The organism is Burkholderia sp. ZZQ-2 (genome assembly GCF_050768715.1).
Taxonomy (GTDB): domain Bacteria; phylum Pseudomonadota; class Gammaproteobacteria; order Burkholderiales; family Burkholderiaceae; genus Burkholderia; species Burkholderia cepacia.
Window position 1 is genome coordinate 68,699 of record NZ_LDVA01000102.1, and the last position, 23,945, is coordinate 92,643.

17 protein-coding genes are annotated in these 23,945 nt (G+C 67.6%); 11 read left to right on the forward strand and 6 right to left on the reverse strand.

The window, feature by feature from the left end; translation table 11 throughout:
- Positions 1-143 precede the first annotated feature (143 nt).
- The 4 genes from ABY44_RS05540 to ABY44_RS05555 all read left to right on the forward strand — a co-directional run bounded on the left by ABY44_RS05540 (position 144) and on the right by ABY44_RS05555 (position 7,613).
- A complete protein-coding gene (locus ABY44_RS05540) occupies positions 144-3,221 on the forward strand; it encodes an ATP-binding protein (RefSeq protein ID WP_060174194.1) in 3,078 nt (1,025 codons plus the stop codon).
- Positions 3,222-3,340: 119 nt separating this feature from the next.
- Positions 3,341-3,529, forward strand: a complete 189-nt coding sequence (locus tag ABY44_RS05545) for a hypothetical protein (RefSeq protein WP_081066157.1) — start codon at positions 3,341-3,343, stop codon at positions 3,527-3,529.
- A gap of 338 nt (positions 3,530-3,867) precedes the next feature.
- A complete protein-coding gene (locus ABY44_RS05550) occupies positions 3,868-4,527 on the forward strand; it encodes a response regulator (protein WP_059696104.1) in 660 nt (219 codons plus the stop codon).
- Positions 4,528-4,607: 80 nt separating this feature from the next.
- On the forward strand, positions 4,608-7,613 hold the full coding sequence (locus ABY44_RS05555) for a hybrid sensor histidine kinase/response regulator (protein ID WP_060174195.1): 3,006 nt from the start codon (positions 4,608-4,610) through the stop codon (positions 7,611-7,613).
- Positions 7,614-7,980: 367 nt separating this feature from the next.
- Here the strand turns inward: ABY44_RS05555 and ABY44_RS05560 are convergent, their stop codons facing one another.
- Positions 7,981-8,997 carry a 1-aminocyclopropane-1-carboxylate deaminase gene (locus ABY44_RS05560; RefSeq protein ID WP_060174196.1) on the reverse strand — a complete coding sequence of 339 codons (1,017 nt, stop codon included), beginning with the start codon at positions 8,995-8,997 and terminating at the stop codon, positions 7,981-7,983.
- 191 nt (positions 8,998-9,188) lie between these two features.
- Between ABY44_RS05560 and ABY44_RS05565 the strand changes: the two genes are divergently transcribed.
- The gene (locus tag ABY44_RS05565; protein WP_027789925.1) at positions 9,189-9,689 is read left to right on the forward strand and encodes an Lrp/AsnC family transcriptional regulator; all 501 of its coding nucleotides are present in this window, start codon (positions 9,189-9,191) and stop codon (positions 9,687-9,689) included.
- A gap of 299 nt (positions 9,690-9,988) precedes the next feature.
- Here the strand turns inward: ABY44_RS05565 and mdeB are convergent, their stop codons facing one another.
- Complete coding sequence (gene mdeB / locus ABY44_RS05570) at positions 9,989-12,715, reverse strand: alpha-ketoglutarate dehydrogenase (protein WP_060174197.1); 2,727 nt, start codon at positions 12,713-12,715, stop codon at positions 9,989-9,991.
- A 163-nt stretch (positions 12,716-12,878) separates the two neighbouring features.
- Between mdeB and ABY44_RS05575 the strand changes: the two genes are divergently transcribed.
- The 6 genes from ABY44_RS05575 (at position 12,879) to ABY44_RS05600 (ending at position 19,997) form a co-directional block, all read left to right on the forward strand.
- On the forward strand, positions 12,879-13,406 hold the full coding sequence (locus ABY44_RS05575) for an Lrp/AsnC family transcriptional regulator (protein ID WP_027789923.1): 528 nt from the start codon (positions 12,879-12,881) through the stop codon (positions 13,404-13,406).
- A 257-nt stretch (positions 13,407-13,663) separates the two neighbouring features.
- Entirely contained in the window at positions 13,664-15,385 is a 1,722-nt protein-coding gene (poxB, locus tag ABY44_RS05580) for a ubiquinone-dependent pyruvate dehydrogenase (RefSeq protein WP_060174226.1), read from the forward strand.
- A 243-nt stretch (positions 15,386-15,628) separates the two neighbouring features.
- Positions 15,629-16,219: a class I SAM-dependent methyltransferase gene (locus ABY44_RS05585; RefSeq protein ID WP_059696093.1), complete on the forward strand. Its 591-nt coding sequence runs from the start codon at positions 15,629-15,631 to the stop codon at positions 16,217-16,219.
- Positions 16,220-16,373: 154 nt separating this feature from the next.
- Positions 16,374-17,813 carry an alkaline phosphatase gene (locus ABY44_RS05590; RefSeq protein ID WP_060174198.1) on the forward strand — a complete coding sequence of 480 codons (1,440 nt, stop codon included), beginning with the start codon at positions 16,374-16,376 and terminating at the stop codon, positions 17,811-17,813.
- Between the two features lie 32 nt (positions 17,814-17,845).
- Positions 17,846-19,237 (forward strand): alkaline phosphatase, encoded by a 1,392-nt coding sequence (locus ABY44_RS05595; protein ID WP_060174199.1) that lies wholly within the window; start codon positions 17,846-17,848, stop codon positions 19,235-19,237.
- A 16-nt stretch (positions 19,238-19,253) separates the two neighbouring features.
- Complete coding sequence (locus ABY44_RS05600) at positions 19,254-19,997, forward strand: hypothetical protein (RefSeq protein WP_060174200.1); 744 nt, start codon at positions 19,254-19,256, stop codon at positions 19,995-19,997.
- A 172-nt stretch (positions 19,998-20,169) separates the two neighbouring features.
- Here ABY44_RS05600 and ABY44_RS05605 read toward each other — a convergent pair whose 3' ends face one another.
- From ABY44_RS05605 to ABY44_RS05620, 4 genes are all read right to left on the reverse strand, one after another.
- Positions 20,170-21,309 carry an acyltransferase family protein gene (locus ABY44_RS05605; RefSeq protein WP_060174201.1) on the reverse strand — a complete coding sequence of 380 codons (1,140 nt, stop codon included), beginning with the start codon at positions 21,307-21,309 and terminating at the stop codon, positions 20,170-20,172.
- Entirely contained in the window at positions 21,306-22,115 is an 810-nt protein-coding gene (gene blaOXA, locus ABY44_RS05610) for an OXA-1043 family class D beta-lactamase (RefSeq protein ID WP_060174202.1), read from the reverse strand. Before blaOXA ends, ABY44_RS05605 begins: the two co-directional genes overlap by 4 nt.
- 325 nt (positions 22,116-22,440) lie before the next feature.
- Entirely contained in the window at positions 22,441-23,592 is a 1,152-nt protein-coding gene (locus ABY44_RS05615) for a porin (RefSeq protein WP_060174203.1), read from the reverse strand.
- Positions 23,589-23,945: hypothetical protein (locus ABY44_RS05620; RefSeq protein WP_431640937.1), on the reverse strand; the 357-nt coding region annotated here is incomplete at its 5' end. The genes ABY44_RS05620 and ABY44_RS05615, both read right to left, overlap by 4 nt.

A 23,945-nucleotide genomic window follows, 5' to 3' on the forward strand; every position in this document is an offset into this window, starting at 1 on the left:
GTACTAAAAGGATAATGCACGCCTGATTTTCGCAGTGTCGTTTGGCATGATCGGGACATCGCTATCCCGATTGTTTCCATCGTGACGTCCATCCGCAGGGGATCTGCTGCAGGTCCGCGCCCAGGGCTCCGTCACGCCGAGTCATGTCATACAGCACGCTTCAGTCCATTCGCCGCTACCAGAGCATTTCGATGTTCGGGGGCGGCATCGTCGTCACGATCCTGATCCTGATCGCCTGCGGGCTCGGGATCACGTCGATCGTCTACGGCTATCTGGACGGCGAGCGGCGCAATTTCCTGAACGGTGTCGAGGAAGCCTCGGACGAGATACAGGTGGCCGAGACGTCGTTCCGCAACGGCGTCACGAATACGCAACTCATCTGGCGAGAGATCGGCGCGGCGCCGGCCGACGTCGTGCACACGTTCTTCGCCGACGGCCAGCAGCTTGCGATCAAGCCGTATCCGTCGCTCGTGGTCGGCGTGCCGGGGCAAACGGCGCAGCGCGACGAGGTCGCGCGCTATCTCGCGTTGTCGTTCCTGCTGTCGCGTATCTGCGCGGCGAGTTCGCTCAATCGCGGGCGCACGCTCGAGGGTTACCACTACAGCACGCGCACGGGCGTCTTCGGCCTCGTGCCGCACCTGACGCGCGACAATCCCGCGCTGGCGTCGGCCGGCGCACGTGCGCACGTGCTCGATGCGTTGCGCGTCGATTTCGACGGCTCGCCGCCGGCCTCGAACGACGGTCGGCCGAATGTCCGCTGGCTGCCGCCCTACGTCAACCCCGTCACCGGGCAGGTGCGCATCCGCGTTGCCGCCGAGGCGCGCGCCGCCGGCCAGCCGTTCGCGGTGCTGGTCACCGAATACGCACCCGAATACCTGCTGTCATGGCTGCCCGGGCGGGCCCTGGCCGGCACGTTCTTCGTCACGTCGGCGGACAACCGGCTGATCGCGATCGATCCCGACGTCGAACGCACGAACGCACTCACCGAGCGCTTGTTGAACCTCGATGTCGCGCATCGTGGCGCCGTGTCCGCCGAGCCGCTCTTTCGCGACGGCGCGATCGTGTTCAGCAGCAAGCTCGCGGCAACCGGCTGGACGATCGCCTATGCGCTGTCGTGGGGCGACGTGGTGGCCGGCATCGGCGTGCAGGCCGGCGCGCTCGCGGCGTCGACCCTCGTTGCGATCGTCGTGATGTGGTTGCTGCTCGTGCGCTTTCACCGGCGCGTGCTTGTGCCTGTGTATGCACGCTCGGCCCGCGTGTTCGACAGCGAGGCGCTGTGCCGCAGCGTGATCGCGATGGCGCCGGTCGGCATCGGCCTCGTGTCGCTGTCCGACCGGCGCGTGATGCTCGCGAGCGACGCGCTCACGCAGATGCTGCTGCCGCATGAAGGCGATCACCATGCGCTGTCCGCGCAGGTACTCGAGAAGTACGACGCGTTCGTCGCGAACGGCGGGGCAGGCCGGACGATGACGACCGAACTCATGCTCGACGCACGCGGCGATGCGCCGCTGCACCTGGAGGTCATCGCGCACAGCGCACGTTATCAGGGCGAGGACGTGCTGATTGCGACGTTCGCCGACACGAGCGCGCAGCGCCGCCTCGTTCGTCAGCTCGAGGAAGCCGTGCGCGCGGCCGATTCGGCGAATGCGGCCAAGTCGTCGTTTCTCGCCGCGACGAGCCATGAGATCCGCACACCGCTCAACGTGATCCTCGGCAACCTCGAGCTGCTCGAGCGCACGGCGCTCGACGCATCGCAGCAGAGCCGCGTGCGGACGTTGCGCGCGTCGGCCGAAGGGCTGCTCGCGATCGTCAGCGACGTGCTCGATTTCTCGAAGATCGAAGCTGGCGCGATGTCGGTCGAGTCGATCGAGTTCGACGTGATCGCGGTGATCGAACGCGAGCTCGCGGCCTTCGCACCGGTCGCAAAGGCAAAAGGGTTGCCGCTGTTCGCCGATATCGATGCGAGCGGCGCGCAGCGGATGCGTGGTGATCCGACGCGGCTCGCACAGGTGGTCGGCAACCTGTTGAGCAACGCGATCAAGTTCACGAGCGACGGGCGTATCGTCGCGCGCGTGGCGGTCGGGCGGAGTGCGCGTGGTGCGCCCGAGATCGCGATCGGCATCGAGGATACCGGCATCGGGATCGACTTCGCGCAGCAGAACAGGCTGTTCAAGCCGTTCTCGCAGGTCGACGCATCGATCACGCGGCGCTACGGCGGCACGGGGCTCGGGCTCGCGCTGTGCGATCGGCTGGTCGCAGCGATGGGCGGCACGATTTCGGTCGACAGCGCGCCGCGCGTCGGCAGCCTGTTTACCGTGCGCTTGCCGCTGCGCGCGGGCATTGCGCCGAAATCCCCGGCCGGCGCGGGCGCCGGCCAGACGCTGATCGTCGTGTCGCCGGAGGACGCGTGGCGTGCGTTTGCATTTCCCCATCTGCGGGCATGGGGTTTCGACGTCGCGATGCATCCGAGTCCGATCGGGATTGCCGCCGGGTGCCTCGCGCGTGCACACGCGATCGTGCTCTTCGGCGATTCCGACCAGTGGCGGCGCGAGGAGCTCGACAGTCTCGGCGGGGAGACGCCGGTCGTGCTGGCTACGCCGGACGGCCCGCTGCAGCCGGATGTCGCGGGCCGGACGATCCGCGTGTCGAGTTATTCGCTGAACGGGCTGTGCATGGCGATCGCGCAGGCGCGAGTCGCTACCGCCGAGTCGCCGCGCGGGCCGGGGCGCGCGACCGATTTCTGGCAGCCGTTGTTGCCGGCTTCCAGTGCGCGTGTGCCGCGTGTGCTGGTGGCCGACGATGCGGCCGTCAACGGGTCGATTTTCCGCGAGCAGCTGGATGTGCTCGGTTGCACGGTCCGGTGCGTGTCGTCCGGCGGCGCGGCGCTCGACACGCTCGCGAACGGCACGTGGGACGTGCTGCTGCTCGGTGCCGACCTGCCCGACATGTCGGCCCGGGAACTGGCGGAAGCCGTACATGCGCGCGCCTTGCCGTGCGACATGATCATCGTGGCATCGCATCTGGCGCCCGACGATGCCCGGCGCTACGCGGCATCGAACGTCGTGTGCGTGTTGACCAAGCCGGTGACGCTGGCCGACCTGCGCCGCGGCCTCGTACGCATCGCGCGGCGGCGCGGGATCGTGCTGCCCGCGGGCGCGGCGGACGGGCGGCCTGCTTCGGGCGTAATGGCCGCTGCGGCGGCACACTGGCCGGGACGATAGAAATGGTGGCGCATCGGCGACGTAGATCGCCTGCGTCAGAACAGGGAAGGCAGACACGCCGCATTGCTTCGATGCCGCGTGAATTCGACTGAAGAAGGAAGGGTAAGGCAGTGCGCTATATGGGAAAGGTGTTCGGGCTGCTGCTTGGATTCGCGACGTTGCCGGAGAAATCCCGACGGGATTTCCTGACGAAGCTGAACGAATTCATGATGATGTCGCCGTCGCAGAAGCGGCGGGCCATCACCGAGTGGCAGCACGCCGCGGATGACAGGTCTGGTGAGCAGGACAAAACCGCGGTCAAGCATTAGGGCGCGGCTTCGGCCGCCTTGCGGGACGGGATGGATCGACGGCGTGGGGGCGCCGCCGATCGGACGTGCATGGGCGGCGGACTCTCGACGGTTCGGCCCGTAACGTCACGCCGGGCGCGTCTGCGTGCGTGATGGCATGTGCGTCGGATCGTGGCGGGTACAGGCCGCCACACCGGAGCGCAGAGCCGCCGCGGAACCCGTCTATTATCTTAAAATTACGCTGCGCACCGCCGGGTTCGCCGAACGCCGTGACGCGACCGTGTTGCGGGATCGATTCAAGTCCCGGCGCGTCGCACAACATGGCACGTCAGGCCGCGTGTATCGGGAGAAGAAGATAAATGGATGAATTTTTTGTGCGAGTGATGGTGGCGGACGATCATCCTTCGTCCGCACTCGGAATGTCGCAGGCGCTTGCTGGCAGCAGCACGATCAAGCTGCTCGGCACTGTCTCGAATTCGACCGATCTCGTGGCGATGCTCGACGAGCAGCAAAGCGACGTGCTCGTCGTCGACTACGTCATGCCCGGCGGCAAGTATGGCGACGGTCTTTCACTGCTGTCCTTCCTCCAGCGTCGCTACCCGGCACTTCGCCTCGTGACGATCACGATGATCGACAACCCGAGCGTGCTGCTCGCGATCCAGAAGCAGGGTGTCGGGTGCATCCTGAGCAAGTCCGATGCGATTTCGCATCTGGTCGGCGCGGTGCATGCGGCTTTCGTCGGTGCCAATTATCTGTCTCCGTTCGTCAAGAAGCTGCTGGAGGATTGCCAGCCATCGGCGGGTGTCCGCACGCTGACCGCCCGCGAGATCGAAGTCGTGAGGCTTTACGGGGCCGGCCTGACGGTCGGCGAGATCGCAGTCCAACTACATCGCAGCAAGCAGACGATCAGTTCGCAGAAATCGAGCGCGATGAAGAAGCTCGGTATCGTTCGCGATGCCGATCTGATTCGCTACGCGAGCGAGGGCCATCTGCCCGACTTGCCCGAGGCTGGTGCATAAACGGTGCCCGGCGGACAGTACCGAGTGACCCGGACAACGCACGACGCGGTGCCGGTGCCGAGACGACTTCGACGACACCTATGCCCACCAAACTGAAAACGCTGATCGCGCATGCCGCGGCCGCGGGCCGCAAGCCGTTCGAGCCGGGGCGCGTGCGACGCCAGCAGCAATGGTTGCTGTACGGAAGCGGTGTGGCGATCACGGTGTTCGTGCTGGTCTGCGCGGCACTGGTCGCGCAGCTCGACCTGCAGGAGTCGGTTGCGCGTGACCGTTCCGAGTTCCTGCTACGCAAGGCCGACCTGCTCGCGGAGATGGAGGTGGTCAGGGCGCTCCAGAATCGCTATGTCGAAAACCTCGAGTTGATGGCCCGGCAATTGCCGACCGCGCCGTCCGATGCACTCAAGCGGTTTGCCGACGATCGCGGCAGGCTGGCCGTTCTCGGACACACGGGACGCGTGGCGGTGGCCGCGTTCGCGGCCGATCCGTCGCCCCGGCCAGGGGGGGCCTACGCGCCGTTTCTCGCGGCGTTTCTCGAGCCGGTCGAGAAGACGGGTGTCATGCCGCCGAGGCAGCCCGGCGACCCGGGCATGGGCGGATATCTGATCGATCCGGACGGCGACTTCGTCATCGTGGCCGGGTATCCGCTGGTGAAGGCGACGCTCGCGCTGCCGGCCGGTTTCGACGTGAAGGCGTTGATCCGGCAGTTGCAGCCGCCGGCCGAGTTTGTATCGGCGGCTGCCGCGCCCGGCAATCGGCAGATTTTTCTGGACCGGCGGCAGGATCCGCTGCTCGGGCGGTCCGTGCTGCGGTTCGCGCAGGCGGTGCGGGACAGCCAGGGCAAGCCGGTCGCATGGTTTGTCGTCGTCGCGCGGCCGGAGATCGACGACATCCTGCGCGCCTCGTCCTCCGGCCATGACTATGCACTGGTCGATTCGAACACGAATGTCCTGACCGGCCGGCAGGCTGCCCCCGCGCTGACCGCCCGCGCGCTCGATTATGCGCGCGCGGCCGGTGGCGAGCGGGCCGCCGCACACCGTGTCGGCACGAGTATCGTCATCGGCGACCGCATGCCGGGGTTCCGCGAGGTGCTGACCGCGACGTATTCGTGGCGCGGCCTGTTCGACGACGTGGCCGTCCGCCTGGGTATCGCAACCGGTCTCGCGTTGCTCGCGATCGGGACGGTGTGGTTCGCGATCGTCATGTTCGACCGGCGCGCGCTGCGCCCTGCCAACCGCCGCGCGATCCGGCTGATCGAAAGCGAGGCGCTGAACCGCACGCTGATTCGCACGGCGCCGGCCGGCATCATGCTGCTGGCGCTGGCCAACGGCGACACGATGGCGCGCAACGAGGCCGCACAGGCTTATGGCGGCACCGGCATGGCGCCGTCGCTCGGCAAGCGCATCTGGCAGGCATACCGCGACAGTATCGCGGGCGGTCGGAAGCCGCGCGTCGTCACGCACGAGTTGTCGGTCGACCGCGCCGATGGCGGGGCGGCCTACCTTGCCGCGCACATCGTCCGTACCCGCTATCGCGGCGTCGATGTACTGCTCTGTACGCTGACCGACATCACCGCGCGCAAGCAGGCCGAGGACAAGCTGCGCGAGGCACGCGAAGCCGCGGACGACGCTAACAAGGCGAAGTCGACCTTCCTGGCGACGATGAGCCACGAGATTCGCACGCCGCTGAACGCGATCGTCGGCAATCTCGAATTGATGGCGCGTGCGGCATTGCCATCGACCGAACAGCGTCGGCTGCAGACGGTCATGTCGTCGTCCGACGCACTGCTGCGCGTGATCAACGACGTGCTCGACCTGTCGAAGGCCGAATCCAACCAGATGGTGCTGGAAGCCGTGCCGTTCGACCTGCGAGCCGTGCTGCTCGACGTCGCGGCGATCTTTCGTCCGCTCGCCGAAGCGAAACGGCTCGTACTCGAATGCCGTGTCGCGCCGGGGCTGGCCGACGGTTACGTCGGCGATCCGACCCGCCTGCGCCAGATCGTGTCGAACCTTGTCAGTAATGCGATCAAGTTCACCGAGCATGGCAGCGTGACGATCGACGCGCTGCCGGCCGTCGCTTCCGGCAGGCAGCACGGCGTCGAAATCTCGGTGCGCGACACGGGCATCGGCATTCCTGCGGAAGCGCTACCGGCGCTGTTCGATGTGTACGTGCAGACCGATCCGTCGATTTACCGGCGCTTCGGCGGCACGGGGCTGGGGCTGCCGCTTTGCGGACGTCTCGCGCGCCTGATGAGCGGTGCGCTGACGGTCGACAGCCAACCGGGTGCGGGGACGACCTTCACCGCATCGCTGCCGCTGGCGAGGGCGCCGTCCGGATGGCGCGTCGCGTTCGACGACGAACCCGCCACGACGCCAGCGTGGCCGACGCGCCCGGACGGCGGCGTGCCGCTGCGCGTGCTCGTCGCGGAAGATCACCCGGCGAGCCGCGTGCTGTTGCGGGATCAGCTCGATGCGCTGAGCTACGATGCGACGATCGTCACGAACGGCGTCGAGGCGATGCGTGCGTACTTTTCGCAGTCGTTCGATGTCGTGCTGACCGATCTCGGCATGCCCGAACTCGACGGCTTCGCGCTGGCGAACTTCCTGCGCGAGCAGGGGGCGACGGTACCCGTGATCGCGATGACCGCGCACGCGACCGAAGAGGACCGTCGGCGGTGCGCGCAGGTTGGCGTCGCGGAGGTCGTGCTCAAGCCGCTGTCGATCGATGCGCTCGATGCGGTGTTGCGGCGCCACGGGGGGCGCGGCGCGACGGCGTTGCACGCGGTCGATCGCGACGACCGGCAGGTGTCGCTGATGACGGAAGAGATGCGCGAACAATTGCGTGCCGCGACGCTGCGCTCGCTGGCGACGATCGACGCCGCATTGCTGCGCGGCGACGACGATTGCCTCAAGGGCGAGCTGCATTCGATGCGAGGCGGCTTCGCGCTGGCCGGCGACGCAGACGCGAGCGATGCGTGCGCGAGAGGCGAGCGTGCGCTGGCCGCGGGCGGTGTCGATGCGCTCAAGCCGGAATGGCCGGCGATGCGCGTGGAGGTGGAGGCTGCGCTGTCGAGATTGCCCGGCGACTGAACGGAACGGCGCCGTGTTTGCCGGCGCGACGGCGGGAGAGGCTTGCGACGTGGACGGCCGACGACCGCGAACGCTGCGCAGTCGTGCGCACTGGATCGTCGAGAGGTACGCGCTCGCCGGTCGATCGTATTCATGGATTGACGCGCGAACGCCATGATGGGTGCGGCGATGGTCCGACACACCGACACGCCGACACACCGACACGCCGACACACCGACACACCGACACACCGCACGCCGCCGCGCAGAACGGCACGGCGCTCGACAACCGGTTATCCGGCATGAGTGCGCCGCCGGCGGATGCCGGAGGCGGCTGCATCATTGCGTGGAATTGGCCCATCGCGCGCCGGATCGACTTCGGATACCCATCAGCCGTTGCGGAAGATCTCCGCGTAAGCACTCAACGCCGGCACCCCGCCAAGGTGCGCATACAGCACCTTCGACCCCGGCTCGAATTCCCCGCGCCGCACCTTGTCGATCATCCCGTGCATCGATTTCCCTTCATAGACGGGATCGGTCAGCATGCCTTCCAGCCGCGCACACAGACGAATCGCCTCCAGCGTGCCATCGTTCGGGAGTCCGTATTCCGGCCCGGCATAGCGCGTATCGAGCACCACGTCCTTCGTTTCGATATCGCGCCCCAGCCCGACCAGCTCGGCCGTATGCCGTGCGATCCGCGTGATCTGCTCGTGCGTGCGCTCGGGCGTCGCCGACGCGTCGATGCCGATCACGCGATCCGCGCGTCCGTCGGCCGCGAAGCCGACGACCATCCCCGCCTGCGTGCTGCCCGTGACCGAGCAGACCACGATGTAATCGAACTTGAAGCCGAGCTGCGCTTCCTGTTCCCGCACTTCTTCCGCGAAGCCCACGAACCCGAGCCCGCCGAGCGGATGCTCGGAACACCCGGCCGGTATCGGATACGGCTTGCCGCCCGCCTGCCGCACGCTTTCCATCGCTTCTTCCCAGCTGCGGCGAATGCCGATGTCGAAACCGTCGGCGACGAGCCGCACGTCGGCACCCATCATCCGCGACAGCTGGATGTTGCCGACGCGGTCGTACACGGGGTCTTCATAGTTGACCCAGTGCTCCTGCACGAGCACGCACTTCATCCCGAGATGCGCGGCGACGGCCGCGACCTGGCGCGTCTGGTTCGACTGCACGCCGCCGATCGACACGAGCGTGTCGGCACCTTGCGAGAGCGCGTCGGGAACGAGGTATTCGAGCTTGCGCGTCTTGTTGCCGCCGAATGCGAGGCCGCTGTTGCAGTCCTCGCGCTTCGCATACAGCTCGACCTTGCCGCCGAGATGCGCGCTCAGGCGCTTGAGCGGCTGGATCGGGGTCGGGCCGAACGTGAGCGGATAACGGGAGAAACGTTGCAGGTTCATCGACAAGCTCCGAGGGAAGGTGGGCAGGAAACCGGATCGGTCGGGTGCTGCTCGCACGCCGTGTCCCGATGGAAAAATGATAGGCAGGACGGCGCGAAATGAGCTTGCGAAATAAATGGTGAGGGCCTACGTTATCGATGAGATATGGATAGTCGAGATAATTTTGATTCGCAAAATGGATGGGAGGCGCAATGAAATTAGATCGCGGTAGCACATCCCCGGCCGACGCCGCGCCGGCGCTCGATCGCATCGACCGGGCGATCCTGCGGCAGTTGCAGCAGGATGCGTCGATTTCGAACGTGAGCCTTGCCGCGAAGGTGAAGCTGAGCGCGCCGGCGTGTCTGCGGCGCGTCGAGCGGTTGAAGGAGATGGGATTGATTCGCGGCATCGTCGCGTTGCTCGACCCGAAGCCGCTGGGTGCCGGGATGCTGGTCGTGATCGGCTTCGTGCTGGATCGCTCGACGCCGGAGGCGTTCGCCGAATTCGAGAAGGCCGCGCAGAAAGTGTCGGGGTGTGTCGAGTGTCACGTGGTGACGGGCGAATTCGACTACTTCATGCTGGTCCGCACGCGCGACAACGAGAGCTTCAACCGGTTGCATGCCGAACAGTTGCTGTACCTGCCCGGCGTGCGGCAGGTGCGCTCGTTCATGGTGCTCAAGGAGATTCTGTCGACGCACGCGTTGCCGGTGTAGCGCGGAGCGCCGTCGATTCCCGTTGGTGACGGATATGCCGTTTGGTCGATTGAAAACTCCCGATTGGGAGTATCAAATGGGAATGTGAATCAACCCATTTGGGAGTCGCCATGGCAGCAACCACACGTTTGCCCGACCGATTTCGACTTGCTGCTGAACCCGCTGCATGCGGATTTTGCTTCAAGTGTGAAAGTGATCGGCAAAGAAGCGTTCGTGCCGGATCCCCGCCTGTTTGGTTGACCAAAGAATTGTTTTGGTCGACGAATCGTCGTCGGCTGCTGCCCGGTCGCGTCACTCGGTCAGCGCTGCCACGGCGCGACGCCTGGAGGCGCGGTCTTGCCGAGACGCTCGCGTGCGTCTCGCACGACCGCCGCATCGAGTTCCCCGTCATCGGCCAGCGCCTTCAGCGCGGCGAGCACGATGCTCGCGCGATCGACCTCGAAGAACGCGCGCAGCGCATCGCGCGTGTCGCTGCGCCCGAACCCGTCGGTGCCGAGCGTCACGTAGCGGCGCGGCACGTAGGCGCGGATCAGCTCGGGCACCGCGCGCACGTAGTCGGTCGCGGCGACCACCGGGCCGTGCGTGCCTTCGAGCATCCGCGTGACATACGACGATGCCGGGCCGTCGCCGAGCCGTGACAGCCGTTCGGCCTCCATCCCGTCGCGCTGCAATTCGCTGAAGCTCGTGACGCTCCAGACGGCCGCATCGATCCCCCAGTCGTCCTTCAGCATCCGCTGCGCGGCGAGCACTTCGCCGAGAATCGCGCCCGCGCCGAACAACTGCACGCGCGCGGTCGCGTTCGACTCGGCCGGCAGCCGGTGCATGCCCTTCAGGATGCCTTCGCGACGCGCGGCCGGATCGTCGCCGGGCATCGACGGCTGCGCGTAGTTCTCGTTCATGACGGTCACGTAATAGAACACGTCGCGCTGCTGCTCGACCATCTCGCGCATGCCGGCATCGACGATCGTGGCGACTTCGTACGCGAACGCCGGGTCGTACGCGCGGCAGTTCGGAATCGTCGACGCCGCGAGATGGCTGCTGCCGTCCTGGTGCTGCAGGCCCTCGCCGCCGAGCGTCGTGCGGCCCGACGTCGCGCCGACGAGGAAGCCGCGCGAGCGCTGGTCGGCAGCCGCCCAGATCAGGTCGCCGATGCGCTGGAAACCGAACATCGAGTAGTAGATGTAGAACGGCAGCATCGGCAGGTCGTGCACGCTGTACGACGTCGCCGCGGCGATCCACGACGACACCGCGCCGGCTTCCGAAATCCCTTCCTCGAGAATCTGGCCGCGCGTGTCCTCGCGGTAGTAGAGCATCGAGCCGAGATCCTCGGGTTCGTAGCGCTGGCCGAGCGGCGAGTAGATGCCGACCTGCCGGAACAGGCTCGCCATGCCGAACGTGCGTGCTTCGTCGGCCACGATCGGCACGATGCGCGGGCCGAGCTCGCGATCCTTGATCAACGCGGCAAGCATGCGCACGAGTGCCATCGTCGTCGACATCTCGCGGCCGGCCGCATCCAGCGCGAACGCACCCCAGGCCGGCATCGAAGGGACGGTCAGCCCCTTCGATGCCGCCATCCGCCTTCTGGGCAGATAGCCTCCCAGGGCAGCCCGGCGGGCATGCAGGTAACGCATTTCCGGGCTGTCTTCCTCTGGCTTGTAAAACTTCAGCTGCTCGACGTCGCCGTCCGACAGCGGCAACCGGAAGCGATCGCGGAACGCCTTCAGGTCGTCGACGTCGAGTTTCTTCTGCTGGTGGGTCGTCATCCGGCCCTGGCCGGTCGAACCCATCCCGTAACCCTTCATCGTCTTCGCGAGGATCACGGTCGGCTGGCCGCGATGGGCGAGTGCGCGCGCATATGCGGCGTGCAACTTGCGTGCATCGTGGCCGCCGCGGCGCAGGCGGTCGATTTCGGCGTCGGTGAGCTGCGCGGCGAGCGCCTCGAGCGCCGGGTCGCGGCTGAAGAAGCGCGCACGGTTGTACGCGCCGTCGTTCGCGGAGAAGGTCTGGAACTGGCCGTCGACGGTATCGGCGAACGCGCGCGCGAGTGCGCCCGCGTGATCGCGTGCGAACAGCGGATCCCAGTCGGAACCCCACAGCACCTTGATCGTGTTCCAGCCGGCGCCGGCGAACAGCGCCTCGAGTTCGTCGATTACGCGGCCGTTGCCGCGCACCGGGCCGTCGAGCCGCTGCAGGTTGCAGTTGATCACGAACACGAGGTTGTCGAGCCCCTCGCGCGCGGCGAGCGACAGCGCGCCGAGCGATTCGGGCTCGTCCATCTCGCCGTCGCCGAAGAAACCCCACACGGTGCGGCCGGCGGTGTTCGCGAGCCCGCGATGCTGCAGGTAGCGCATGAAGCGCGCCTGGTAGATCGCGTTGATCGGGCCGATGCCCATCGAGCCGGTCGGGAACTGCCAGAAGTCGGGCATCAGCCACGGGTGCGGATACGAACACAGCCCGGGCCCGGCGATTTCACGGCGATAGTGCGTGAGATGGTCTTCGCCGAGAAAGCCTTCGAGATACGCACGTGCGTAGACGCCCGGCGACGAATGCGGCTGGAAGTACACGAGATCGCCGCCGGGGCCGCTTTCATGGCCCGCACCGGCCGGTGCCGCGCGGAAGAAGTGGTTGAAGCCGACTTCGAACAGGTCGGATGCCGACGCGTAGCTCGCGATGTGGCCGCCGAGCTCGCCGTACGCCCGGTTCGCGCGCACGACCATCGCGAGCGCGTTCCAGCGCAGTGCCGCGGACAGCCGTTCCTCGAGATCGGCGTCGCCCGGATAGGGCGGCTGCTCGTGCGCGGCGATCGTGTTCACGTACGGCGTGACCGGGCCGCGCGGCGCCGCGAGCCCGCGGGTGTGCGCATGCGCGGCGAGCCGGCCGAGCAGGTACTGGGCGCGCTCCTTGCCGACGTGCGCGACGACGGCGTCGAGCGCCTCCAGCCATTCGGCGGTTTCTTCAGGGTCGGCGTCGGCGTGAGCGGCGCCCGCGCGCCGCGTGGCATCGATACCGTTCGACAGGTCCGTCATCGCAGGTCTCCCGCGCGCCGGTTCGGAGCGGCGCGCATCAGTGGCAATCGGTCGGATCATGCTACCCGCCGATCCGCAAAATATGCGTCTGATTTCATTGGGATTTCGCGCGCCGATAGTGTAAATATTCCGGTTGTGGCCACTCTTCCGGAATATTTCGACCATGAGTTCAAACCCGCGGCGGCTCGACCGCATCGACATCGGCATCCTGAACCAGCTCCAGCAGAACGCGCGGATCACGAACGCGGAACTCGCGCGTGCGGTGAACCTGTCGGCCACGCCGTGCTTCAACCGCGTGCGCGCGCTGGAGAAGCTCGGGCTGTTCCGGCAGCAGGTCACGCTGCTCGACCCCGAGCCGCTCGGGCTGCGGATCAACGTGTTCATCCAGGTCAGCCTCGAGAAGCAGGTCGAGGACGCGCTGCAGCGCTTCGAGGAAGCGATCTCGCAGCGGCCCGAGGTGATGGAGTGCTACCTGATGTCGGGCGACGCCGACTACCTGCTGCGCGTCGTGATGCCCGACATGCGCACGCTCGAGCGTTTCATCATCGAGCGACTGACGACGATCCCCGGCGTATCGAACATCCGGTCGAGCTTCGCGCTGAAGCAGGTGCGCTACAAGACCGCGCTGCCGTTGCCGGCGTCCGGACTGACGCTCGTCGATCCGGACGAGGCGGCATCCGACTGGAGCTGAGCGGGGAGCCGCAGGCGCCCCTGCGCGGTTTCCGACTGCCGACTGCAATCGGAACCATGACAAAGCGCCGACGATTGCCCGACGCCGTCGAAAGGGGCGGCGTGCGGCGCGACGGATCGCTGCCGCGGCGGCGTGCAGGGCGCTTGCATCGTCACGACGCCGCGCGGCACGATCGCGTATGCTCGTCCCGTCAGCGGCAACGGCGGCTGCCGTTGCCGGATCAATCGTGTGACGACCGATCAACGAGCGAGGGCATGATGGCTAGACAGACGATGGCGGAATACCTGGCGAAGACGCTGGCGGCAGCGGGCGTCGAGCGTATCTGGGGCGTGACGGGCGACAGCCTGAACGGCCTGTCGTTCAGCTTGAGCCAGATCGGCTCGATCCGCTGGATGCATACGCGGCACGAGGAAAGCGCCGCGTTCGCGGCCGGCGCGGATGCCGCGTCGACCGGCCGGCTCGCGGTGTGCGCGGGCAGTTGCGGCCCCGGCAACCTGCACCTGATCAACGGCCTCTACGACTGCCACCGCAATCATCAGCCGGTGCTCGCGATCGCCGCGCACATCCCGTCGACCGAGATCGGCCTCGGCTACTTCCAGGAAACGCATCCGCAGGAGCTGTTTCGCGAGTGCAGCCATTTCGCGGAACTCGTGACGAACGCATCGCAGTTCCCGCGCGTGCTCGCGCGCGCGATGCGCACCGCGATCGACGAGCGCGGCGTCGCGGTGATCGTGCTGCCGGGCGACATCGCGCTGGGCGACGGCCCGGACGAAGCGCCGGCCTGGAGCGAATCGGCGCCGCCGTCGATCCTGCCGGCCGACGCCGATCTCGACCGGCTCGCGGCGCTGCTCAACGCGTCCGACGCGGTCACGCTGCTGTGCGGCAGCGGCACGCAGGGCGCGCACGACGAGGTGGTCGCGCTGGCCGACACGCTCGGCGCGCCGGTCGTGCATGCGCTGCGCGGCAAGCAGTTCGTCGAATGGGACAACCCGTTCGACGTCGGGATGACGGGGCTGATCGGCTTCAGTTCGGGCTATCACGCGATGGAATCGTGCGACACGCTGCTGATGCTCGGCACGGATTTCCCGTACCGGCCGTTCTATCCGTCGAACGCGAAGATCGCGCAGATCGACTGGAAAGGCTCGCAGCTCGGCCATCGTGCGCCGCTCGCGCTCGGCCTCGTCGGCACCGTGAAGGAAACGATCGCGGCGCTGCTGCCGCGCCTGACGCGCAAGACGCAGCGGCGTTTCCTCGAGAATGCGCTGAAGCACTACGCGGCCGCGCGCAAGGGGCTCGACGATCTCGCGGTGGCCGAGCCGCCGGGCCGCGCGATTCATCCGCAATACCTGACGAAGATCGTCGACGAAGTCGCGGCGGAGGACGCGATCTTCACGGCCGACGTCGGCACGCCGACGCTGTGGGCCGCGCGCTACCTGACGATGAACGGCAAGCGGCAACTGCACGGTTCGTTCAATCACGGCTCGATGGCGAATGCGATGCCGCAGGCGCTCGGTGCGCAGGGCGCGCATCCGGGGCGGCAGGTGGTATCGCTGTCCGGCGACGGCGGGCTGTCGATGCTGCTCGGCGACCTGCTCACCGCACGCCAGCTCAAGCTGCCGGTCAAGATCGTCGTGTACAACAACAGCCTGCTCGGCTTCGTGTCGATGGAGCTGAAGGCGGCCGGCTATCTGGACACGAACGTCGACCTGAGCCCGACCGATTTCGCGGCGATCGCGAAGGGTGCGGGCATCTTCAGCGTGCGGGTCGAGCACTCGGAGAACATCGAGGAAGCGCTGCGCACGGCGTTCGCGCATGACGGGCCGGCCGTCGTCGACGTCGTCACGTCGAAGTACGAGCTCGCGATGCCGCCGAAGATCGAACTCGCGCATGCGAAGGGCTTCAGCCTGTTCATGCTGCGCGCGATCCTCAGCGGGCGCGGCGACGAGATCGTCGAGCTGGCGAGAACCAACCTGCGGTGAGACGGGCCGCGCACGGGGCGGGCGTCGGCCGTTGATCCGGTACGAATTGATCAGGGGAATCAGGGTCAATCTTCACGTCGCCTTAAGTTTGCGTTTCCTAGAATCGATTTGATCGTCGCGCTTCCCGCGACGGACCGATTCGTCCAGGAGGATGCGCATGCCGAAGCCCCGTGTCGCCGTAGCCCTGTTCCATGAAGTCTTCGGCGCGTCGTTGCCGACGGCGCAATCGCTCAAGGGCTGCCGATGATCTGGCCGAACGCGTGGCGTGTCTCGGCACTGTTCGTGCGCGAGTGGGTCGGCCGTCCGGCCGCGGTGGGGGCGTTGTGCCCGAGTTCGCGGCAGCTGGCGCGCGAGATGGCCGACGCGGTGCCGGACGGCGACGGGCTGGTCGTCGAGCTCGGCGGCGGCACCGGCGCGATCACCGCGGCCTTGCTCGAACGCGGCGTCGCGCCACGGCGGCTCGTCGTGGTCGAGCGTTCGCCGGCGTTCGTCCAGCATCTGCGGCGACGTTTTCCGGGCATCTCGATCGTGTCGGGCGACGCGCGGCAGCTCGAACGCCTGCTGCCGCCCGACGCGCGCGTCGACGCGATCGTGTCGTGCCTGCCGCTGCGCACGCTGCCGCGCCAGGATGTGACGGCGATCGTCGGCCAGTGCCATCGCGTGCTGTCGGCCGACGGCGTGATGATCCAGTTCACGTACGACCTGCGGCCGCCCGGGCGGCATCCGCTGGGCGATCCGGCATTTGTCGCCTGCGGCAGCCGGATCGTCTGGGCGAACATTCCGCCTGCGCGCATCGTGACCGTGCGCAACCTCGCCGCCGAACACGCGGAATGACGCCGCAGCACGCGCGGCGCCCGGCCGTGGCGCCTCGCCGTCGCCTTTCATAATCCATTCGATGTCTTCCAGTTTCCATTCACATTGACGTCACATCCGGTTCCTACCATCGCCTTTCATTTCGAAAGCATCAACGGCGGGGAGAACCGGCACCATGAATCGAATCAAAACGGCGGCGCTGCTGTGCGCGGGCGCCTTTGCGCTCGCCGGATGCGGCAGCGACGACGGCCCGACCAGCACGTCGCCCACCCGGCCGCCCGTTCAGACGGCCGCGCGCAACGTGATCTTCTTCCTCGGCGACGGCATGGGGATGACGACGCTGACGGCCGCACGCATCTACGGCGTCGGTGAAGACGGCGCGCTCACGATCGATACGCTGCCGGAAACCGCGTTCGTGAAGACCTATTCGAACGATGCGCAGGTGACGGACAGCGCGCCGTCGATGTCGGCGTACATGACCGGCGTGAAGACCAACAACGAAGTGATCTCGATGTCGCCCGACACGAAGGCGATCGAGCCGAGCGCGAGCCTGACCGGCAATTGCGGCGCGAACAACGGCAAATCGGCGACGACGCTGCTCGAGATCGCGAAGGCGAAGGGCATGGCCACCGGCGTCGTGACGACCACGCGCGTCACGCACGCCACGCCCGCCGCGACGTATGCGCACGTGTGCCATCGCGATGCCGAGAACGACATCGCGGCGCAGCTCGTGCCGGGCGGCGCGGGCTACAACGGCGCGCTGGGCGACGGCGTCGACGTCGTGCTCGGCGGCGGCACGCAATTCTTCGTGCCGAAGGACGGCGGCGGCAAGCGCACCGACGGCCGCAACCTCGTCAACGAGCTGAAGGCGAAGGGTTATGCGTTCGCGCAGAACCGCGACGACCTGCTGGCCGCCGATGCGACGAAGAGCGGCAAGCTGGTCGGCCTGTTCTCGTCGAGCCACATGAGCTACGACCTCGATCGCGGCGCGACGAAGGAGCCGAGCCTCACCGACATGGCGACGCGTGCGCTCGACGTGCTGCAGAAGAATCCGAACGGTTATTTCCTGATGGTCGAAGGCGGCCGGATCGACCACGCGCTGCACGACACCAATGCGAAGCGCGCGCTGCAGGACACGGTCGCGTTCGACAACGCGATCAAGGCCACGCTCGACAAGGTGCGCAAGACCGATCCCGACCTGAAGAACACGCTGATCGTCGTCACGGCCGACCACGACCACACGCTGGTGCTGAACGGTTATGCGGCGCGCACCGGCAAGACCGAGGCGGGCAAGGCCGGCGTGCTGGGCGTGCTGCGCAACTACCAGACGGGCGCGGTCGCGAAGGACGCGGACGGCGCGCCGTACACGATCATCGGCTTCGGCAACGGCGAGAACCGCGTGCAGGGCAGCCGCGCGGGCACCGCGCTCACCGACGCGGTGACGGGCGCCGACGACTATCGCCAGGAGGCGGTCGTGCGAATGGACAAGGGCAACGAGACGCACGGCGGCACCGATGTGTTCCTCGGTGCGATCGGCCGCGGCGCGGATGCGTTCCACGGCGTGATCGAGAACAACAAGGTCTTCGAGCTGGTGCGCAACGCGGTGCAGCTGTGAGCGCCGACCATACGGGTACAGGGGAATACAGGATGTCGACCATCAAGTGCATCGCGGCGGCGCTGGCCGTCGCGGGTTTCGCATGCGGCGCGGCGCAGGCCGCCGGCCAGGCGAAGAACGTGATTTTCTTTCTCGGCGACGGCATGGGGCCGACGACCGTGACGGCGAGCCGGATCTACAAGGTCGGCGAGTCGGGACAACTTACGATGGAGAAGCTGGCGCGCACCGCGCGCATCAAGACCTTCTCGAACGACGCGCAGACGACCGACAGCGCGCCGTCGATGGCCGCGTACATGACCGGCGTGAAGATGAACAACGAAGTGCTGTCGATGTCGTCCGACACGCGCGCGGTTGCGCCGGGCAGCGACGCGAACGGCAACAAGACGATCAACAACTGCGCGCCGGGCAACGGCCAGCCGGTCGCGACGCTGCTGGAGCTGGCGAAGGCGCGCGGCAAGGCGGTCGGCGCGATCACGACGACCGAACTCACGCACGCGACGCCTGCCGCGACCTATTCGCACATCTGCCATCGCGACGCGCAATACGATATCGCCGCGCAGGCGGCGCCGGGCGGCGCGGGCTACAACGCGGCGCTCGGTGACGGCGTCGACGTGCTGATGGGCGGCGGCCGCAACCACTGGACGCCGTTCGATCCGGTGGCCAACAAGCGCGGCCGCGCGGACGGGCGCAACCTGCTCAACGAGATGAAGGCGAAGGGCTACACGGTCGTCGCGACGAAGGATCAGCTCGCGCAGGCCGGCAACGGCAAGCTGGTCGGCCTGTTCAGTTCGACGAGCCATCTCGAGTACGAACTGGACCGCGTCGCGGGCAAGGGCGAAGGGCCGTCGCAGCCGAGCCTTGCCGAGATGACGTCGAAGGCGATCGACGTGCTGTCGAAGAATTCGAACGGCTATTTCCTGATGGTCGAAGGCGGCCGGATCGATCACGCGCTGCACGGCACCAACGCAAAGCGCGCGCTCGAGGACACGGCGGCATTCGACGAAGCGATCCGCGTCGCGCTGTCGAAGGTCGACCTGTCGAACACGCTGATCGTCGTGACGGCCGACCACGACCACACGATGACGATCAACGGCTACTCGAAGCGCGGCAACCCGATTCTCGACATCAGCCGCAACTATCGCGACGGCCAGCCGAGCAAGGACGCCGACGGCAATACCTACACGACGCTGGTGTTCGGCAACGGCGCGAACCGGCCGAACGTGCGCGCGTCGGTCGATTCGGCCACTGCGACGAACGATGCGTATCTGCAGGAAGTCGGCGTGCGGATGGGCAGCGCCGGTTCGGAAACGCACGGCGGCGGCGACGTGATGCTGTTCGCCGACGGCGCCGATGCGAAGGCGTTCAAGGGCACGATCGACAACACGAAGGTGTTCGGTCTCGTGCGCTCGGCGTTCGGTTTCTGAGGCGGGTGATGGCACGATGAAACGCCGGATCCTCTGTGCGCTCGCCTGCGGGATGATTGCACTGCCGGCGTGTGCCGCGGCCGATCTCGACGCCGTGCTGCTGCACGAGAGCCGCACGGTGACGGCCGACGGCGTGACGCGCACGACGCTGTATCGCGAACGGATGGTGCGGCGCGACGGGCACGTGTGGGTCGAACGCGTGCTGCCCGCCGCCGCGGCCGGCGGCGGGCAGGGCGACGATCACGATCATGACCACGATGCAGGCCCGGGCCGCCGCGCCGGCGTGCAGCCGGCGGCCGCCCACGCGGGCCACAGGCATTTCAACTTCCAGGCGGCTGCACGGCATGTGACTTACGACGGCAAGACGGCCCGCATCGAGTACGTCGATGCGGCGAACCGGACGGTCGTCAGCGTGCCGCCGGCCGAGTACGAAACCACGGGCTTCGACGGCTCATGGGACAACGCGTACTACGTCACGCCGCCGTCGCAGCTGAAGCGGCTCGCGGTCGCGAAGCGCGGCGACGCGCCCGGCACCCTCTGGTACGAGCAGGCGGTCGACACGCCCGGCGCACGCGGCGTGAACCGGATCCTGTGGAGCGAGACGCTGCAGGCGCCGCTGTCGGTCGAATACCGGAGTGCCGACGGCCGCGTCGTGCGCAAGCTGACGTTGACACCGGCGCCGGCCGCGCGGCGCGAGCCGCCGCCGTGGACGACGCTCGCCCGCTACGCGCGCAAGGAATACGCCGACTATCTGGATTGACCGGCGGGCGGCGACACGCTACCGATCACCCGACGGCTTCGGTCGATCGTGCGATGCGTACGCGGGGCTTGCGGTCAGGCCGGCCGGTATCGCCATCGCGATACGGCCGGGCGCTGGCCGCTTTCTTCTCTTTCCGAAGTCGTGTCACCCGGCAGGGGCGGCCGACGATCCGCTAGAACCGCGCGCCGTCCGGCACGCGCGTTGACGGCCGCGACGCGACCCGCTTGATGAAGCGGTCGAGCGGTGTCGCATAGCCGCGCGCGATCGCCGCGCTCAGCACCGCCGACAACGCCAGATACGCGATCAGCAACAGCAGCCGGGTGTCGCCATGCGTGGCCGACGGCGGCCAGAGCGTGCGCAGCCCGCCGAGCACGATCAGGTGAAACAGGTACAGCTCGTAGCTCAGCGTGCCGGCCCGGCGCAACGGCGCGAGCAGGCGGCCCTGCGCGCGCGTGCCGTTGACGTGCGCGCCGATCAGCAGCACGGCCGTGCCGAGCGCCATCGCGGTGACGCCGGCGACGTGGCTTTCCGCGATCGGCCAGGCCAGATACAGCGCGGCCATCGCCGCTGCGACGAGCCCCTGCACGAGCGGCGCGGCGAGCCGCTGCCAGCTTTTGCGCTCGGCCAGCAACGCGGTGCAGCAGCCGATCGCGATCCCGTCGAACGACGCGAAGTACGCGTAGAGGAACCCGCCTTCGTCGCCGGCGTGCGTGAAGCGGTACACGGGCCCGATCGCGGCGACGGCCACCCAGAACGCGACCAGCCGCGCATCGCGGCGCAGCGCGATGCACAGCAGCGGAAACGACAGGTAGAACACCTCTTCGACCGACAGCGACCACAGCACGCCGAGCGCGTAGTTGACCCACCCGTATGCGCCGATCAGCACGTTCATCCAGAACGTCAGCGACGCGAGATTCACGAGCCAGAACGACACGGCGACGCCCTCCGGCGCGTGGTTCCGGAAGATCGGCACGCCGGCCGCCGCGAGTCCGTTGACGAGCGCGAGCAGCAGGAGCAGGCACGGGACGATGCGCGCGACGCGCGACACGTAGAACGCGCGCACGTCGACCGCGCCGAGGTTGCCCCAGCGGTGCCGCGCATTCGACGTGATCAGGTAGCCCGAGATCGCGAAGAACATCGTCACGCCGTAGTTGCCGTTGCGCACCACCGCATGCACCGTTTCCCAGCCGAATACGCGCGCGAGCGTCGTCTCACGCAGCGAGTAGGGGATGTTGAAGTGATGCAGCAGGACGAGCACGATCGACACGCCGCGCAGCAGGTCGATCCGCGCGTTGCGCGGGCCGGCGCTCATTGGGGCCTGCCCGGTTCGGCGAGGGCGGGCAGCGTCGCCAGGAACGTGTCGCGTGCGCGCAGGCCGGCGTTCGGCGTCTGCCGCTCGTCGTCCTGTATCAGGTACGCGAACGCGAGCGTGCGCGGCCCTTTGGCCGCCCAGCCGACAAACCAGCCGTACGCATGCGACGCGTCGTACTTGCGCCCCGGCGACCCGGTGCCCGTCTTGCCGTGCACGATCCAGCCGCCGGGCTGCGTGTCGATCAGCGTGATGCGCTCGGTCATGTCGTACGCGTGCGCGCTGACGGGCAGCGTCCGGTTCGCGATCTTGCGCATGAAGCCGACCTGTTCGAGCGGCGAGATGCGCAGCGACGCGTTGACCCATGCGCCCATCACACCGTTCAGTTCACCCACCTGACTGGTGGCGTCCGCGTTGCCGTAGCCGAACGCGGTCGTGTACTGCTGGAAGCGCGCCTGCCCGAGCGCCTGGGTGACCTGCTGCGAGTACCAGAACACCGACAGCTTCATCCAGCGCGCCGGATCGGTCGGCTCGCGCCACGGCGCGCCGCCCCAGTCGGGATAGCCGGTGTGGAACTCGAGCGTCGGTGTGTGCGCGTCCTTCAGGACGCCCGCATCGAAGCCCATCAGGCTGATGGCGATCTTGAACGTCGACGCGGGCGTGACGCGGGTCGCGCAGTCGCCTTGCTGCACGAGCATCTGGCCGGTGGCGGCGTCGGCGACGACGGTGCAGACGGGGCGGGCATCGGAAGTCGCGCTGGCCAGAAGGCCGGCGGCGAGGGTGAACAGCGCGCGGCGACAGTGCTTCAAGTGACACTCCTTGGGGGGCGGCAGGCGCACGGCGCGGGCGAAAGGCGGCGGGCCGTGCGTAATGAAGGCGACGGCCGGCATCGAGGAAGGCGGGGATGGCGGCCGTCGCGCAGGCCCATAGTGTATCGACGGATCGTCGTCCGTTGACCTGTCACGGTTGACGGGACGATTGCGCGCCCGTTGCCCGTTCCGGCGTCATCGGCCGGTCACGCGCGTTGCAGCGCGCATGAAAAAAACCGCCGGCAGGCTGGCGCGTGCGGGCGGGCGAAGACACCTCGGGCCGACCGGCGCGGGTGTCGCGTGAAGAACGGAGAACCGGGTTGCGTCAGAACTTGTGGCGCAGCGCGAGACGCACGGCCACCTGGTTCGACGTCGACGACGGCGCGTCGGTGCCGGGGATGAACGCGTTGTCGAGGATCGAGTTCGTCTTGTCGCCGGCGATGTGCTGGTACGCGGCCTGCACGTACACGTCGGTGCGTTTCGACAGGTTGTAGTCGGCCATCAGCCCGACCGAGTGGATCGTCGGTTTCGCGTCGCCGGTCGACGCGTCGTACTTCTCGAGCGACAGCACGTACTGCGCGCCGACCATGAACGCCGGCGTGATCTGGTACGAACCGTTGACCTCGAAGTTCTGGTACTTGATCGCGCTGACCGTCGCGCCCGGTGCGATGATCGCGCCCGGCGTGCCGAGGTAGCCGTTGCCGGTCGGGTTCTTGTAGTTCGAGTTCGTGTACGCGAAGCCGAGCGTCGCGGGCCCGAACGTGTAGTTGATGCCCGCGCCGAACACGCGCATGCGCTCCGCGATGTAGCTCGCGTCGTTCGCGGTGATCGCGCCGGCCGAGCCGTTGCCCGGGCGGTTCGCCTGCAGGTAGGCGGCGCCGATCAGCAGGCCGTTGTTCTGGTATTGCGCGCCGAAGCTGTACGCGCGGTTGTCCGAGAAGTTCGTGCTGTTGCTGAAGCTGTATGCGCCGCCGAACTGGAAGCCGCCGAAGTTCGGGCTCGCGTACTTCACGGTGTTGTCGAGGCGGAACGAGTTGTCGGTGTTGTCGTTGTCGAACGGGTGCGCGAGCAGGTAGCCGCCCCAGTTGCCGTTGGCCGTGGTCGGCGCGAGATAGTCGACGACGGAGTCGTACTGGCGGCCGAACGTCAGCGTGCCGTACTGCGTCTGGCTCAGGCCGACGTACGCCTGGCGGCCGAACATGCGGCCGCCCTGGTTGAGCCGGCCGGAGTTCACGTCGAAGCCGTTTTCGAGCTGGAAGATCGCCTTCATGCCGCCGCCCAGATCCTCGCTGCCCTTCAGGCCCCAGCGGCTGCCCTGCGCGTAGCCGCTTGCCATCTCGTAGACGTGGCCGGTGCCGACGTTGTTCGTGTAGTTCAGGCCTTCGTCGATCACGCCGTACAGCGTGACGCTGCTCTGCGCGAACACGGGGGCGGCGAAGGTTGCCGTTACGGCGAGCGCCGTCAGGGTCTTTTTCATTGAGAGATCTCCGGGATATCCAGCTTCTTGTATGGGTTGTCGTGGGCGCGACCGGCGAGGCGCGCCCCGTCATCCGGGGCGTTTCCGGCGCAGCGCGCGCGGCGCCGGAAACGCGCGATGCGCGGCGGCGCGGCGACCGGCTGTGCCGGGTCGTGTCTCCTCCGATGACACCGCGCATTCTTCCCAAGCCGAAGAGGAACCGGAAGCGAGTAATTTCGATGGATGGGATCGGGTTCGCCGATGGGGTCGCGGCCGGCCGTTTCGACAGTCGAAACCGTGTGCGCGGCGCCGCGCGCCAACGCCGGTCGCGCCCTCGCCGGACGGGGGCGCGACGCAGCCTGGCCGGGGCCGTG

What these genes read in the sequence shown, in the direction of transcription:
- ABY44_RS05540 (WP_060174194.1), top strand. Translation starts at nt 144, where the DNA reads ATGTCATACAGCACGCTTCAGTCCATTCGCCGCTACCAGAGCATTTCG.
- ABY44_RS05545 (WP_081066157.1), top strand. Translation starts at nt 3,341, where the DNA reads ATGGGAAAGGTGTTCGGGCTGCTGCTTGGATTCGCGACGTTGCCGGAG.
- ABY44_RS05550 (WP_059696104.1), top strand. Translation starts at nt 3,868, where the DNA reads ATGGATGAATTTTTTGTGCGAGTGATGGTGGCGGACGATCATCCTTCG.
- ABY44_RS05555 (WP_060174195.1), top strand. Translation starts at nt 4,608, where the DNA reads ATGCCCACCAAACTGAAAACGCTGATCGCGCATGCCGCGGCCGCGGGC.
- ABY44_RS05560 (WP_060174196.1), bottom strand. Translation starts at nt 8,997, where the DNA reads ATGAACCTGCAACGTTTCTCCCGTTATCCGCTCACGTTCGGCCCGACC.
- ABY44_RS05565 (WP_027789925.1), top strand. Translation starts at nt 9,189, where the DNA reads ATGAAATTAGATCGCGGTAGCACATCCCCGGCCGACGCCGCGCCGGCG.
- mdeB (WP_060174197.1), bottom strand. Translation starts at nt 12,715, where the DNA reads ATGACGGACCTGTCGAACGGTATCGATGCCACGCGGCGCGCGGGCGCC.
- ABY44_RS05575 (WP_027789923.1), top strand. Translation starts at nt 12,879, where the DNA reads ATGAGTTCAAACCCGCGGCGGCTCGACCGCATCGACATCGGCATCCTG.
- poxB (WP_060174226.1), top strand. Translation starts at nt 13,664, where the DNA reads ATGGCTAGACAGACGATGGCGGAATACCTGGCGAAGACGCTGGCGGCA.
- ABY44_RS05585 (WP_059696093.1), top strand. Translation starts at nt 15,629, where the DNA reads ATGATCTGGCCGAACGCGTGGCGTGTCTCGGCACTGTTCGTGCGCGAG.
- ABY44_RS05590 (WP_060174198.1), top strand. Translation starts at nt 16,374, where the DNA reads ATGAATCGAATCAAAACGGCGGCGCTGCTGTGCGCGGGCGCCTTTGCG.
- ABY44_RS05595 (WP_060174199.1), top strand. Translation starts at nt 17,846, where the DNA reads ATGTCGACCATCAAGTGCATCGCGGCGGCGCTGGCCGTCGCGGGTTTC.
- ABY44_RS05600 (WP_060174200.1), top strand. Translation starts at nt 19,254, where the DNA reads ATGAAACGCCGGATCCTCTGTGCGCTCGCCTGCGGGATGATTGCACTG.
- ABY44_RS05605 (WP_060174201.1), bottom strand. Translation starts at nt 21,309, where the DNA reads ATGAGCGCCGGCCCGCGCAACGCGCGGATCGACCTGCTGCGCGGCGTG.
- ABY44_RS05615 (WP_060174203.1), bottom strand. Translation starts at nt 23,592, where the DNA reads ATGAAAAAGACCCTGACGGCGCTCGCCGTAACGGCAACCTTCGCCGCC.